The sequence below is a fragment of the Paucibacter aquatile genome, from assembly GCF_002885975.1.
In the GTDB taxonomy this organism is placed as follows: domain Bacteria; phylum Pseudomonadota; class Gammaproteobacteria; order Burkholderiales; family Burkholderiaceae_C; genus Paucibacter_A; species Paucibacter_A aquatilis.
On sequence record NZ_POSP01000003.1, the window covers coordinates 726,104 to 740,874 of the forward strand.

9 protein-coding genes are annotated in these 14,771 nt (G+C 66.0%); 2 read left to right on the forward strand and 7 right to left on the reverse strand.

Translation table 11 applies throughout. The annotated features are described in order from the left end of the window. Positions 1-5: 5 nt before the first annotated feature. The 6 genes from C1O66_RS06435 to C1O66_RS06460 all read right to left on the reverse strand — a co-directional run bounded on the left by C1O66_RS06435 (position 6) and on the right by C1O66_RS06460 (position 7,061). Positions 6-770 carry an arginine N-succinyltransferase gene (locus C1O66_RS06435; RefSeq protein ID WP_102767125.1) on the reverse strand — a complete coding sequence of 255 codons (765 nt, stop codon included), beginning with the start codon at positions 768-770 and terminating at the stop codon, positions 6-8. Then, positions 767-1,843, reverse strand: coding sequence for an arginine N-succinyltransferase (locus C1O66_RS06440; RefSeq protein WP_102767126.1), 1,077 nt, complete (start codon positions 1,841-1,843; stop codon positions 767-769). Before C1O66_RS06440 ends, C1O66_RS06435 begins: the two co-directional genes overlap by 4 nt. Further along, positions 1,840-2,961, reverse strand: coding sequence for a GlxA family transcriptional regulator (locus C1O66_RS06445; protein ID WP_207795908.1), 1,122 nt, complete (start codon positions 2,959-2,961; stop codon positions 1,840-1,842). The genes C1O66_RS06440 and C1O66_RS06445 overlap by 4 nt, the downstream gene beginning before the upstream one ends. A 36-nt stretch (positions 2,962-2,997) precedes the next feature. After that, the gene (locus C1O66_RS06450; RefSeq protein WP_102767127.1) at positions 2,998-4,431 is read right to left on the reverse strand and encodes a YfcC family protein; all 1,434 of its coding nucleotides are present in this window, start codon (positions 4,429-4,431) and stop codon (positions 2,998-3,000) included. Between the two features lie 8 nt (positions 4,432-4,439). Continuing rightward, a complete protein-coding gene (locus C1O66_RS06455; RefSeq protein WP_102767128.1) occupies positions 4,440-5,561 on the reverse strand; it encodes a succinylglutamate desuccinylase/aspartoacylase family protein in 1,122 nt (373 codons plus the stop codon). 138 nt (positions 5,562-5,699) lie between these two features. Then, positions 5,700-7,061 carry a cyanophycinase gene (locus C1O66_RS06460; RefSeq protein WP_102767129.1) on the reverse strand — a complete coding sequence of 454 codons (1,362 nt, stop codon included), beginning with the start codon at positions 7,059-7,061 and terminating at the stop codon, positions 5,700-5,702. Positions 7,062-7,370: 309 nt separating this feature from the next. On the opposite strand from C1O66_RS06460, the gene C1O66_RS06465 reads away from it, so the two are divergent. Beyond that, positions 7,371-10,121, forward strand: a complete 2,751-nt coding sequence (locus C1O66_RS06465) for a TonB-dependent receptor (RefSeq protein ID WP_102767130.1) — start codon at positions 7,371-7,373, stop codon at positions 10,119-10,121. Between the two features lie 83 nt (positions 10,122-10,204). On the opposite strand, the gene C1O66_RS06470 is transcribed toward C1O66_RS06465, so the two are convergent. Continuing rightward, the gene (locus tag C1O66_RS06470) at positions 10,205-11,719 is read right to left on the reverse strand and encodes a cyanophycinase (protein WP_102767131.1); all 1,515 of its coding nucleotides are present in this window, start codon (positions 11,717-11,719) and stop codon (positions 10,205-10,207) included. 254 nt (positions 11,720-11,973) lie between these two features. On the opposite strand from C1O66_RS06470, the gene C1O66_RS06475 reads away from it, so the two are divergent. Further along, on the forward strand, positions 11,974-14,739 hold the full coding sequence (locus C1O66_RS06475) for a TonB-dependent receptor (protein ID WP_102767132.1): 2,766 nt from the start codon (positions 11,974-11,976) through the stop codon (positions 14,737-14,739). Positions 14,740-14,771: the final 32 nt, after the last annotated feature.

The window sequence follows — 14,771 nt, forward strand, 5'->3', positions numbered from 1 at the left end:
CTGCGTCAGCGCAGCCGCAAGCCCCAGACCGGCCCGCCATCATCAATCCGCACATGGCTGGAATCGGCAAAGCCGAGTGAGGCCGCTGCCGCTGCGGCCGCGCGGCCTGCATCACCCACCTGCCCCACGACGGCTTGCGCCTCGGGGCTCAGGAAGGACAGGTACAAGGTCTGGCGCGGCAGCAAGGCGGCGAGGTGGCTGCGCCAGGCCTCGCCGAGGCGCGCTTCGGCGGCGGCCGGGTCGCCGCTGAAGAAATGCGCGCCCAGGCCTTGCCAGAAGGGCGAGGCGCCGGACGCATCGCGGGGGCCGGCCAGTTCGACCAAGAGCTGACGACCATAACGTTCAGGATGGGCGGCCATGGTTTCCAGTGCTGCGCGCATCAGGCGCAGCAGAGCGGTCTGCTGCTGAGCCGCATCCAGCTCCGGCGCGCAGGCCAGATCGGCCAGCTCGCTCTCGCCCGTGTGGTCATTGCCCAGCAGCAAGGTCGGCTGGGCGCGAAACAGACCCAGCTCGGCGGCGGCGTGGACGATCTGGCCCAGGTGATAGCTGTAGCGCGGCAGCGGCGCCTGGCCCAGGCGCGCCACCAGACGCAAGCAGGCCAGCGGCCGCTCGTCCTCCGGGTCGGCCAGCAGCAGCCATTGCTCGGCGGGGGCTTCCAGCTGCAGGGCGGCGCCGGTCTGGTTGCGCCAGCCGGCCGCGCGGATGTGGGCGGCGTCTTCGGCGCGCCAGGGGCGCAGGCGGCCGAAGTCAGTTGCTGCTGCGGCGCTCATGGCCGGCTCCTTTCCTGCGTTTCGGGCTGCAGCGGCGTCACCCACAGGCTTTGGCCCTCGCTCAGGCCCAGGCGTTGCACCGCTTCATGCCCGGGCGCCAAGGCCTGGGCAGCCGGTGGCAGCTCGGCCAAGACGGCGCGAAAGCCCGGCCGGGCGTTGTGAACCGCCAGGTGCCAGACCGGCTGGCCCAAGGCCATGGCGTCGGCGCGAACGCTCAGCTCGCGGGCTTGACGCACGCTGCGCAGCAGGTGCAGGCTGGCCTCGACCGTGGGGCCGCCGTCGAAGATGTCGATATAGCTGTCAGCATCGAAGCCCTCGTCCTGCAGGATGGAAAACGGCAGCTCGCCGACAGGATGCAGCTGGCCGATGGCGAACTGCGCAGCCTCGGGCAGCAGGGGCACGTAGATGGGCGACTGCGGCATCAGGTCGGCGATGAAGGATTTGCTGCGCCCGCCGGTGACGACTTCGGCCTGCGGATAGTCCATATCGAAGAAGCGCCGGCCCACGGCGTCCCAGAAAGGGCTTTGCCCGGCCTCGTCGGCCAGGCCAGGGCTCTCGGCGGCGATGCGGTCGTTGAAGCGCTCCAGATGGCGCAGGATGAAGAGCAGGCGGGCGCGCGAGAGCAGCTGCGGCGCCGGGCCCTCGGCATAGGCCGGGTCGATGTAGAAGGAGGTGAGCAAGGTGTAGCCGGTCAGGTCGTGGCACAGATGCAGGGTGTGCAGACGGTGGCTCTCGCCCAGGGCGGCGCTGGCATGAACGACGAACTCGTTGCGGTAGCTGTAGAAGCGGTCATGGAAACCGGCGCTGGCGGCGATGCCGCTGCAGCCCACCACCTCGCCCCGGGCCAGGTCCTCCAGCACAAAGAGATAACGCTCTTCGCCACTGGCATCGTCGGCGCTGGCAAAGGACTCGATCGAGTGGGCGATGCGCTGGCGCAGCTGCTCGCGGTCATGCGGCAAGGAGCTGATGCCGTGCTCGCTGGCGGCGGCGATGCGCTCCAGCGCCGCCAGGTCGGGCAGCGCCACCGGGCGCAAGACAAGCGCGCGCGGATCGTGCGGCTCAATGAGGTTCATGGGGGGCTCTCTCCTGCCGGGCGGCGCCAGGCCGCAGCGCGTTGGCTGCGCTCGTCGCGCGGGGTCTTGTCGAAATGGGCTTTGTAGGCGTTTGAAAAATGCGGGCCCGAGGAAAAACCGCAGCTCAGACCGATCTGCAGAATCGACTGACTGCTCTGCTGCAACAGGCGGCGCGCGCGGTTCAGGCGCAGTTCCAGGTAGTAGCGCGAGGGCAGCGCGTCGAGGTGCTGCTTGAACAAGCGCTCGAGCTGGCGGCGCGACACGCCCACCAGGCGCGCCACCTCCTCGGTCGGCAGGGGTTCGGCCAGATTGGCTTCCATCAGGCTCAGGGCCTCGGCCAGCTTGGGGCTGTTGCCGCGCTGCTCGGCCACGGGGCGGCGCTGGCGCTCATCGCGCCCCCGCGCGCGCTCCAGGCCCAGGGCCAGGGTCAGGTCTTGCGCCAGACGCTCGCCGTGGCGGCGGCCAAGCCAGGCGGTCATCAGATCGAGGCTGGCGCTACCGCCGGCACAGCTCATGCGCAGGCCCGAGGCATTCATCTCCCAGACCTTGTCGCTCCAGACCACGGCCGGCTGCTCTTCTTGCAAGGCCTCGATCCATTCGCTGGCCACGGTGGCGCGCTCGCCTTCCAGCAGGCCGGCAGCGGCCAGCCAGGCGCTGCCACCATCGATGCCGGCGATGGCCATGCGCTCGGCTCCGAGCTGCGCCTGCCGGCGCAGCCAGGACAAAAGGCGCTCATCATCCAGCGCAGCCTCGCCGCTGAAGACCAGCAGGAGCTCGGCGTCCAGCGCTGCGCCGCCACCTTCTTCACTGCCTTCTTCGCCCCCCTCTTCGCCCCCCTCTTCGCCACGAAGCGGCACCGTCACGGGCGCCAGCAGCGCCAGGCCGGGCCAGGCGGGCGCTTGGCCCTCCAGCGTGAAGCAGCGCCAGTCATAGCGGCAGGCCGTTTGCAGTGCGTTGGCACGCTGCAAGGCTTCCAGCACGCCGGCCACCGACAAGAGCGCGGCGCCGGGTAGCAGCAGGAGCGCGCAACGGCAGTGCGAGGCCGTCTCGGGGGCGAGCGCGGCCGCCTGCGGCTCAGGCGCCGGCATGCGGGTGGAGATCGAGGTGTCGCCGTTCACGCGATCACTGTACGGCAAGCGGCGGGCGGCACGCGCTCAATGCCACTGAATCCAGCTCGGCACCGCCAGCAGCAGCAAGGCCAGCAGCAGGTAGGCCAGCTGCAGGGGCAGCATCCAGCGGGCCCAACGGCTCCAGGGGATGCCCGCCAGGGCCAGCACGCCGACCGTGATGCCCGAGGTGGGGATGACCGGCGTGGTCAGCTCGCCGAACTGAAATGCCAGGATGGCGGTCTGCCGACTCACCCCCACCAGATCGGCCAGCGGCGCCATCACCGGCATGGTCAGGGCCGCCTGGCCGGTGCCGGAGTGGATGAAGAAGTTGATCACCGACTGGATCAGAAACATCTTCTGCGCCGAGAAGATGGGGCTGCTCGATTCCACCAAGGGCACCAGGCTGTGCAGCACGGTGTCGATGATGTGGCCGTCGCGCATCAGCACCACGGTGGCCTTGGCCAGGGCGATCACCAGGGCGGTGCTGACCAGGTCTTTGGCGCCTTGCATGAAGGCGGCGACGAAATCCTCGGCCGAGAGCCGCGCCACCCAACCCACGGCCAGGGCCATCACCAGGAACAGGGCCGCAATCTCCTCGATGTACCAACCGAAGCGCACCACGCCGACGATCATGGACAGCAGGGTCAGAACGAACAGGCCCAACACCAGCTTGTGGCGCGGCTGCAGGCCTTCGAACTGCTCGAAGCTGCTGAGGTCCAGGTGGCGGCGGCGCTCCTGGTCTTGTTCAAAGCAGGGGCTCAGGCGCGGATCGCGCTGCACGCGGGCGGCGTACCACATCAGAAAGGCGATGGTCACCGTGGTGAAGATCAGCCAGCAGAGCAGGCGGTAGCCCAGGCCCGAGAACATGGGCACACCGGCAATGTTCTGGGCCACGCCGACATTGAAGGGGTTGAGAAAGGCCGTGGCAAAACCGATCTGCGAGCCGACGAAAGGAATCGCCACGCCGACGATGCTGTCGTACTTCAGCGCCAGGGCCAGGGGGATGAAGATCAGCACAAAGGGAATCGCCTCCTCGGCCATGCCGAAAGTGGCACCGCCCAGGGAGAACAGCCCAACGAAGAGCGGGATCAGGCCGGCGCGCACCAGGGCCGAGTGCCGATGGGCGCGGGCCACGGACTTGATCATCGCGTCGATGGCCTCGCTGCGCTGCAGGACCGAAAAGGCGCCACCAACGATGAGCACAAAGCCGATGATCAGGGCCGCCTCGACGAAACCCTTGATCGGCGCCGTCATCAAGGCCACCAGGCCTTGCGGCTGGCTGGGGATGTGGCGGAAGGAATCGGCCACGATCACCTTCTTGCCATCAACCAACTCCGTCTGGTACTGGCCGCCGGGCAGCACCCAGGTGGCCAGGGCGATCAAGGCCAGCAGGGCGAACAGCAGAACAAAGGTGTTGGGGAACTTGAGGGGTTTGACGGAGGTTGCGGCGGGGTTGGCTGGGGTGATGGGCGTGGACATGGCCGGGCTCACATGGAAAGCAGCTTGCCGCTGCGGAAAGGAATGGCGCCGGCGATCTTGCAGACCCGCATGCCGGCGCTGGCATAACGCCGAGACACCCGGGCAAACATCAGGCCAGCGGCGCGTGCGCAGAGCAGGCTGCGCTGCTCGCTCAAGGGATCGATCAGCTCGGCCACGGCCTCACCAGCGCCGACGCGATCACCGGGCGCCTTGAGGAAGACCAGCACGCCGGCATGGGGCGCGACGATGGGCTCCACCGCCTCCAGCGCCGTGGCCGGGCAGGCCAGGCCCTGGAGCGCGGCAGGTGGGCGGTCCGTCACATCGCCGGTGTCGCGCAGAAACTCGATCAGGGCGGCGGCATCGGCGGCGGCCAGCTCGTGCGACACCTCGGTCTCGCCACGCAGCTCCACCGTGGCTGCCAGGCAGGCCAGGGGCACCGGCGTGGCCGGGCCGAAGTGCTCGGCCAGCTCCCACCAATGGCGGGCCAGGGATTCATCGAAAGGGTCGTCCCCCGACTCGCGCGAGATCAGATAGGCCTGGGCTCCCAGGCGCGCGGCCAGCGGCGCCAGGGCCGAGGCCAGCGGCGTGCCGGTGTAAACATGGAGCACGGCCTGGTTGTCGCAGTGCAGGTCCAGCACCACATCAGCGTCCAGGGCCAGGCTTTGCAGCAGGCGCTTGAGGGCCTCGGTCTCGGTGGCCACGGGCCGCTCGGCCAGCAAGGCCTTGGCGGCCGCGCGCACCGTGCGCACATTGGCCACGGCATCGGCGCCCAGCTGCCCCTGCAGGCGCGGCAGCAGGGCCGGGGTCAGGTGTTGATAGCCGCGGTTGAAGTTGACACCGGTGCTGAGATCGAAGCGACCGAAGGACGTGCCCTGCAGCTCCTGGGCCAGGCCGATGGGGTTGGCCAGGGGCAGCAGCACGATCTCGCCGGGCAGCTGGCCGGCCGCCTCCAACTCCAGCAATCGATCTTTCAAATGCTGGGCCACCAACATGGGCGGCACCTCGTCGGCATGGAGCGAGGCCTGGATGTAGACCTTGCGGCCGCTCTGGCAGGCACCGAAATGCAGGCTGTGCAGCTGGCGGGCGCTGCCGGCATGGGCCGGCGGTAGGGCATGAAGTTGGCGGCGCATGAGGGTGTGAGTGAAAAAGAGGAATGAGCTGAAATGAAGTGGGCGGGCACAGCCCTGCCCGCTCGGCTGGACGAGAAGCCAGTGCCGAGATCGAGAGCGACATGGAGGTAGACCGCGCGCAGAACGCGCGGGCTCGGCTCAAGGGGTCGGGCTGATGGCCTTGTAGAACGGCTGCTGCACCCGCACCGGCTGCACATCGAGGCGCAGATTCAGCACGGTGTAGTCCTCGCCGCCCAGGGCGCCGGTGAACCAGGCCAGGCTGTCCGGGCCTTTGTAGAGGCGGAACTCAAAACCCAGCTCGCTGTCCGGCTCACTGCCCGTCGCGCTCGCTGCCGATGCCGATGCCGATACAGGCACCGCGCGCGGGCCGGCGAAGGCCAGGCCCAGCACTTCCGGGAAGGGGCTGTCGATCAGCTGGGCCATGGCATTGGCAATCGTGTTGTCGCCCAGCATGTCCATCAGAAAGGGCTGCTGGGTGACGAAGGGCTTGAAGTCCGGCGCGCGCGGGTCGATCTTGAGGCCCGCGCGCTTGGCGGCCGAGGGCGTGGTTTCGCCGCGGCCCAGATGGTGGCGATCACCGCGGTCGAGAAAGCTCAGGCGCACGCCGCGGATGTTGAAGGCGGGCAAGCGCGCATCACGGCGGGCCTCGCTCAGGTCCACCAGCAGCACGCCGCGCGCACCGATCACCTCCAGGGCCTCGCCCTTGATCACGGCGGCGCTGTTCTCTTCCACGCCCAGGCCCAGGCGATAGCCCTCGGCCTGCATCAGGGGCAGGAGGCGGCCAATGCGGCCACGCTTGAGGAAATGCTGATCGATGAAGAGATGGGGGCCGACAAAGCCCAGGCCGCGGTCCACCTCCTGGCCGCGGCGCAGCTGACCTTTCAAGACCTTGAGCGAGTCCTGCGCGTCGCGAAACATCGTGCTGCTCATGATGGCCGCGCCGGCGCTGGTGCCAGCCACCACACCGCCGCGCCGGTAGAGCGCCCAGATGGCCTCGAGCATGGGCGTGGGTTGGCCGCCGGGCTGCAGGCTGTCAACGATCAGCTCTTGCGCGCCGCCCGAGAAGAACACGCCTTGCGCCGCATTCACCTTGGCCAGCAGGGCCGGGTCGCGCACGGCAGCGGCCACATCGCTGCCGGCCAGGCGCGGCGCCACGGGGATGTGCTCGGCGCGGGCGCCCTGGCGCTGCAAGGCTTCGATGATTTGCCCGGCGCTGCGCTCGGGGTTGGCGGCGGCCGTGGCGAACACGGCGAAGCGCGCGCCGGGGCCGCCGGCCTCGTCAACGATGCGTTTCCAGACCGCGTCGTTGTCGTACTTCAGCGCGCCGCCGATGACGATGGCCGTGCCGCGCGGCGCCGCTTCAGCCGAAGTTTGCGCATGGCTGGGCGTGGCGAAGAGGCCCGTGCTGGCCAGAAGCGAGGCCAGCAGCGAGGCCAGCAGAAAGCGACGGCGGACTGCGGTGCGCGCACCGGATGCGATGGAGTGGCTTGGGGTTTGCATGGCGCCAGTCTGTCAGCGCGCGCGCCGCAAAACCAGCGGGTTGGCCCGCTGCAGCGCCTGCAAAGGACGCAAAGCGCAAGTGCGTGTCGCATCCATGCAAGCGCGTTTCACCCCTGTTCATCGAGGTTTGCGCGCTTGCGACATGCATTTACACGCAAGCGACCGAGGCGCCAAAACCCCATAGGCAAGTCACGAGGGCCACTTCTAGAGTCCGTTCGAACCCCAGCCACCCCGGCGCCCAAGGTTGTTCGTCCCCCTCACCTGTTCACCCCTTCACCTGTTCACTTCTCCTTCCTCCAAGGTTCCACCATGACGCAAGCCCGCAAGCCGCATCGACTCTTTCAACCCCAGCGCCTGGCCCAGGCCGCCATGCTGCTGCTCGGCAGCCAATTCCTGAGCAGCGCCCAAGCCCAGGAAGCGAAACTGGAACGTGTGGAAGTCACCGGCACCAGCATCAAGCGCCTGGAGGGCGAGACTGCCCTGCCGGTGCAGACCCTCAAGCGCAGCGACATCGACAAGACCGGCGCCACCACCGCGGCCGAGATCATGAAATCCATCAGCGGCAATGCCGCCGGCCTGACGGATGGCGCCTCCATCACCGACAGCACCGGCGGCCAGCGCGGCTTCAACGGCGCGAACCTGCGCGGCATCGGCGTCTCCAGCACCCTGGTGCTGCTGAACGGCCGGCGCATGGCCAATTTCGCATCGCCCGGCGACAACTCGGGCGTGGACCTGAACAACATCCCGGCCGGCGCCATCGAACGCGTGGAAATCCTCAAGGACGGCGCCTCGGCCATCTACGGCACCGACGCCATCGGCGGCGTCATCAACTTCATCACCCGCAAGGACTACCGCGGCGCCGATGTGAACGTCTACGCCTCGCGCACCCAAGAGGGTGGCGCCGAGAAGACCGCCGCTTCGCTGGGCGGTGGCTTCGGTGACTTGGCCAAGGACCGCTTCAATGTTTTCGGCGTGATTGACGCGCAAAAGCTCGGCGCCCTGCGCAGCAGCGAGCGCGACTTTCTGAAGGAGCGTCCGCTGGCCAGCACCCTGCCCTTCTACATGAGCAGCCGCACCTTCCCCGGCAACATCCGCCTGGCCAGCCGGGCCGCCGCACGCAAGGTGCAGCTCGATGCCCTCAACGCCGCCGGCTTCAGCTTCAACGGCAAGCCGCTGACCCAGCGCACCATCAACCTCTCGGCCCCAGCCTGCAACCCGCCGGCCACGGTCTACGCGCCCGACAACCTGTCCGAGGCCTGCAGCTTCGACTACATGCAGGACACCGAGCTATATCCCGAATCCGAGAAGCTCGCCTTCCTGGGCCGCGGTGTCTTTCAGCTGAACGAGCAGCACCAGCTCTTCGCCGAAGTGCTGAAGAGCAAGACCACGACCCAGTACGTGGCCAGCCCCAACCCGATCGAAATCACCGCGGTGCCGACCGCGGCCATCAACCCCTTCCTGAGCAAGCCCCTGCCCTTCGGCGGCACGGTGGACATCCGTCAGCGCGTGACCGAAGCCGGCAACCGGACCAATCAAGTGACCAGCGACGCCGAGCGCCTGGTGGTGGGCGCGAGCGGCAGCCTGGCCTTGTTCGGCGGCTGGGACTACGACATCGCCCTGAACCGCGCCGTCAACCGCTCGACCGATGCCATCGAGGATGGCTACTTCCTCTACAACGAGTTCGTCGCCGGCGTGCGCACGGGCAAGATCAACCCTTTCGGCCCTTCGCCGCAGGCCGGCAAGGATTTGCTGAACAGCATTCGCGTGCAGGATGAATCGCGCCGCTCCAAGGGCACGACCACCACCCTGGACTTCAAACTCAGCGGCAGCCTGGGCAAGCTGGACGGCGGCGACCTGGGTCTGGCCGTGGGCGCCGAGCTGCGCCGCGAGGTGACCGAGTTCACACCCTCGGCCTTGCTGCTGACCAACAACATCCAGGGCGACCGCAGCTCGCGCGGTGATGCACCTGTGGCCAGCAGCAACAGCCGCAAGGTCGGCGCCGTGTTTGCCGAACTGAACGCCCCCGTGAGCAAGACGCTGGAACTGCAAGCCGCGCTGCGCTACGACAAATACAGCGGCGTGGGCGACACCCTGAACCCCAAGCTCGGCGTGCGCTGGCAACCGAACAAGCAGTTGGTGCTGCGCGGCTCGGCCGGCACCGGCTTCCGGGCGCCCACCATCACCGAGCTGACCCGCCCGACCTCGTTTGGCAGCAGCTCGGCCTTCCTGACCGACCCGGGCTGCGTGGCCCAGGGCTTTGCCGTCGCTGACTGCACCGACCAATGGCGTGTCGAGCGCCGCAGCAACCCGAATCTCAAGCCCGAGAAGTCCAAGCAGGCCTCCTTCGGCGTGGTCTTCGAAGCCAGCAAGGACGCGACCGCCAGCCTGGACTACTGGCAGATCCGCAAGACCGATGTCATCAGCGACCTCTCGGAACAGGTGATCCTGGGCAATCTGCCGAAGTACGAGAAGGACTTCGTCAAGCGCGACGAGTTCGGTGAATTCATCGACACCATCTTGCTCAAGAAGGACAACCAGGGCGAGCTGCGCACCTCGGGCCTGGATCTGGAGTTGACCCTGCGCCAGGCCACCGAGGGCTGGGGCCGCTTCACCGCCTCGCTGAGCGGCACCTATGTGCTCAAGTACGAACGCCAGCCCGGCGCCGGCGAGCCCTTCATGAACAACGCCGGCCAGTTCCTGAGCGACCAGGTGATCCAGAAATGGCGCCATCGCCTGTCGGTGGACTGGGATATGGGCCCTTACGGCCTGACCCTGGGCAACACCTACTACTCGGGCTACCGCGACCACAACACCGCCTTCAATCCCAACACCGACGAACTGCTGCCCGCGCGCAGCGTGCAGGCCTACTCGCTGTGGGATCTGTCGGGTTCCTGGCGCATCAACAAGCAGCTCAAGCTGCGCGCCGGCATCCAGAACCTGCTGGACACGCAGCCGCCGTTCTCCAACCAGGGCTACTACTTCCTGGCCACCTATGACCCGACCTACACCGACCCGCGCGGCCGCAACTTCTACCTCAGCCTGAACTACAGCTTCCGCTGAAACCGGGCAGCCTCAAAGCAAAGGGGCCGGGCGCATCACGCGCCCGGCCCCTTTTTCCATTCAATCGGGGCTGGCTTGTCGTTTCACTTGCTCGGCCCGTCGCCCCGCTCGGGGGCCGGACCGGTGGCGCGGTCGGGGCCGGGCCAGGCGCTGTACAGCGGCTGGGGCATGCGCACCGGGGTCACGTCGAGGTAGAGATTGACCACGGTGAACTCCTCACCACCCCACTCCTCCGTGCTCCAGCCATAACTGCCCTTGCCCTTGTACAGGCGAAACAGGAAACCGAGCTCGGCGACCGGGTCACCGGGCTTGGGCAGCACATCGAAGGACAGGCCGCGCACCTCGTTGCGGTTGCTGTCGATCAGATAGGTCATGGCATTGGCGATGGTGGAGTCGCCCAGCATGTCCAGATCGAAACGGTCTTCGGTGAAGTAAGGTTTGAAGTCGGGCGCCGTGTGGTCGTGCTTGGCGCCGCGCAGCTTGATGGGCGCCGGCGTGGTCTGCCGGGTCTTGAGGCTGTAGCGGTCGCCCTGGTCCAGGAAGCTCAGGCGGGCGCTGGTCACATTGAAGGCGCCCAGGGTCGGGTCGGTCTTCACATCGGTCAGGTCCACCAGCAAGGCGCCCTTGGCACCGATCACCTCGACCTCATCGCCATGCACCACGGCGGCCGAGTTCTCTTCCACACCCAGGCCCAGCTTGTAGCCCTTGGCCATCATCAGCGGGATCATGCGGCCAAAACGGCCGCGCTTGAGGAAATGCTGGTCGACGAAGAGATCGGGGCCGACAAAACCGAGGCCACGGTCGATCTGTTTGCCCTCGGCCCACTTGCCTTTCATGATGTTGATGACGCTGGGTGCGTCACGAAACATCACCGTGCTCATGATGGCCGCACCGGCCGAGGTGCCGGCCACCACACCGCCGCGGCGGTAGACGTCCCAAATGGCTTCCAGCATGGGCGTGCTATTGCCACCCGGCATCAGCACGTCAACGATGCGCTCTTGCGAGCCGCCGGTAAAAAACACACCGCGGGCGTTCTTGACCTTGGCGATCAGGGACGGGTCGCGCACCACCTTGCTCAGGTCCACCCAGCTGAACTTGGGCGCCACCGGCAGGGCCTCGGCCACGGCGCCGCGCTTTTGCAACATGTCCACCGCCGTCTTGGCACTGGCCTCGGGGTCCTCGGCCGCCGTGCCGAAGACGACAAAACGCGCGCCCTTGCCGCCGGCCAGCTGCACGATACGGCCCCAGACGTCTTCGTTGTCGGCCTTCAATGCACCCCCGATGGGCACGGCATAGCCTTTGATGGCGCCCTCTCCCGCGCCCAGCGGGCCGGGGCCGGCGCTGCTGCCGGACGCGGCGCTGTGGCCTGCCGTCGAACTGATCGGTTTGGCCGTGACCGGCGAGGGCGCATGCACGCCCTTGACCGGCGTGGTCGGCGGCGGCGGCGTGGCGCCGAGCACCGTGCCGGCGGGGCCGAAGGTGCCCGGCTTCAGGGTGTGCACCGTGCCACCCTGGGCAGATGCGCCAAGGCTGGCCGTGGCCAGCAGGCCCGCAGCCAGGGTGGAGATCAACAAATCAGAGACGTGCTTGGTGTTCATGGCCTGGGAGACTGTGTGAATGAGCCAACGCAAAAACAGAAGATACAGGCGGGGCGATGCGAATCATGGCACGGCCGCACTCGCGGCCTTGTGCACCGGTCAGTCTGAGGCCGCCCCGAGGGCGTTTAGAACGCTATGCGAACGAACTGCACCCTGAGTTGCGCTGATGCGACTGGCGCGTGAATCCCCTATGGCCCGACAGGTCCATGCTTCCTAGACTGGTGCAAACCCCTTACATCCTGGGAGAAGTACCGATGACACCGCCCCGCGCTTGCACCCGCCCCGTTCTTCGCGCCACGGCCCTTGCGGCCCTGATGGCCTCGACCGCCGTGACCAGCCACCTGGCCCAAGCCCAGGAAGCCACCAGCACACTGAACCGTGTCGAAGTGACTGGCTCGGCGATCAAGCGCCTGGAGTCAGAAACGGCGCTGCCGGTGCAGGTGATCACCAAGGCTGACATTATCAAGGCCGGCATCACCACAGCTGCCGAACTGGTGGCCAGCATCAGCGCCGCCAGCAACAGCCTGACTGACGGAGCCTCCATCGCCATCGGTGGCTACAAAGACCAGATGGGATTCAACTCCGCCAATTTGCGCGGCCTGGGCACCTCATCCACGCTGGTTCTGTTGAACGGCCGACGCATGGCGAACTTCGCTTCGCCGGGCGATGACGCCGGCGTGGACCTGAACACCATCCCCATGGCTGCCATCCAACGCGTGGAAGTGCTGCTAGACGGCGCATCCGCTTTGTACGGGGCCGACGCCATCGGCGGCGTGGTCAACTTCATCACCAGAAAGGACTACCAAGGACTGCAACTCGATGCCTACGCAGGCGCCAGCAAAGAAGGCGGCGCAGGCAAGCGAAGTGCATCGCTGGCCGGTGGCTTCGGTGACTACGCCAAAGATGGCTTCAATGTGTTCGCGGTGCTCGATGTGCAGAAGACGGATGCGTTGAGCACCTCGCAACGCAAGTTCATTTCGGACCTGAAAGTCCCTGAGCGGCTGCCGCATCTGCTGTCCAGCTATCCGATGCCGGCCAATATTCTGCTTTCCGACGATCAATTGACGGCCTTGCAAGACCAAGGATTCAAGATCAACGGCAGGGTCCCCACATCGACCACCATCAACCTCAGTGCCCCGAACTGCAATCCCCCGCATTCGCTGAACCTGAAGGACGGCATTGGCGGCCCCGATGGCTGTACGTTCGATTACATGCGCGATGTGGAGCTGTACCCTGATTCCAAAAAACTCAGCTTTTTGAGCCGTGGCGTACTCGATCTGGGCGGCGGTCATCAAGCGTTTGCCGAACTCTCCCTGGCCAAGGCTGAGACCAACTATGTTGGCACATCAACCCGAATTCGGCTGCGTCGCGCCAACGAGTTACCGACGTCCATGATTCCCGGTCTTGATTCAGCTCTGCCTGACGAAACTGTCGAAGTACGCGCCCGTCTTTTGGAAGCCGGCCCACGAAAGTCAAACCTCGAGAGCCGTGGCGAACGTCTGGTTCTTGGGATGTCGGGCGCCTTGGCAGGATGGGACTATGACTGGGCGCTCAATCACAGCACCAACAAGGTGGCAGACCGAGATGTCAGGGGCTATCTGCTGTACCAGGAACTGATTGACGGCATCCACAAAGGCCTGATCAATGTTTTTGGTCCATCGTCGGCAGCCGGCCGCGACTACCTAGAAAAGATCCAGGTCAATGACGAAGTTCGCAGCGCCAAGGGCAGCATGAGTTCCTTCGATGCCAAAGCCTCACGCGAACTGATGCGTCTGGATGGCGGAGCGCTTGCCATTGCATTTGGCGGCGAACTCCGGCGGGAGAAAGTGGAGTCTCGCGCCTCCGAACTGCTGCTCTCGGACAACATCAACGAGGACTGGACGCCAGGTGACTCCCAGTTCGTCAAGAACTCACGCAAAGTCTGGGCCGCCTATGGCGAACTGAATGCCCCATTCACCAAACAAGTGGAATTGCAGCTGGCACTTCGCCACGATCACTACCAAAAGATCGGCGGCAGCACCAACCCGAAAATCGGCCTGCGTTACCAGCCCAGCACTGATCTTTTGCTGCGCGCCTCCGCGGGCCGGGGCTTCCGTGCTCCATCCATGAACGATCTTTACCGTCCGACCAAGTTCGGCAGTACCCAGGTCCTGCCAGACCCGGTGTACTGCGCCGATGTCAACAACGATTTTGGTCGCTGCGCCAACAACTGGGATACCCAGACCTACTCCAATCCCAACCTCAAACCTGAGCGCTCCCGTCAGTTCTCCTTGGGCATGGTGTTCGAGGCCACGCGAAACCTCAGCGTCAGCCTGGACTACTGGAACATCCAGAAGTCGGATCTGATCAGCACCATCGGTGAGGACATCATCCTGGCCAACCTCGACAAGTACGGCAAGCTGGTCCATCGCTACAACATGGATGAAGGGCTCGAGGGTTGCGACTACGACCCGGACGATTACGAAATTTGCTTCATCGAATTGCGCAAGGAGAACCGGGGCAAGCAACGAACCTCGGGGCTCGATATCACGATGGATTTGAAGGGCCTGCGCACCGGCGTGGGCGACTTTGGAGCCAAGCTCGTGGGAACCTTGGCGCTCAAGTCAGAAAAGCAAACGGGCTATGGCGATGGTTTCGTCAGCAATTTGGGCAAGTTCGTCACCGATGGCGTGGTGCAGCGCTGGCGCCATCGCCTGACCGTTGATTGGAGCCAAGGCCCCTGGAGTTTGAGCCTGTCCAACAACTACATCAGTGCTTACGACGACCAGAACTCGGCGATTGACACCAACTCCGGCAAAGTGGTCGAGAAGAACAAAGTCAAGGCCTACTCGCTTTGGGACTTGTCTGGCGCCTGGAACGCGAGCAAGGATCTGACCTTGCGGGCCGGCATCAAGAACCTCTTTAATACCGCGCCCCCCTACTCCAACCAGGCCTATTTCTTCATCTCGGGCTACGACCCCAGTTACACCGACCCGCGTGGCCGCTTCGGTTATCTGAGCGTGCAGTACCAGTTCCGCTGAAGCGGAGCATGGGCTGGCGGGCGATCGAGAAG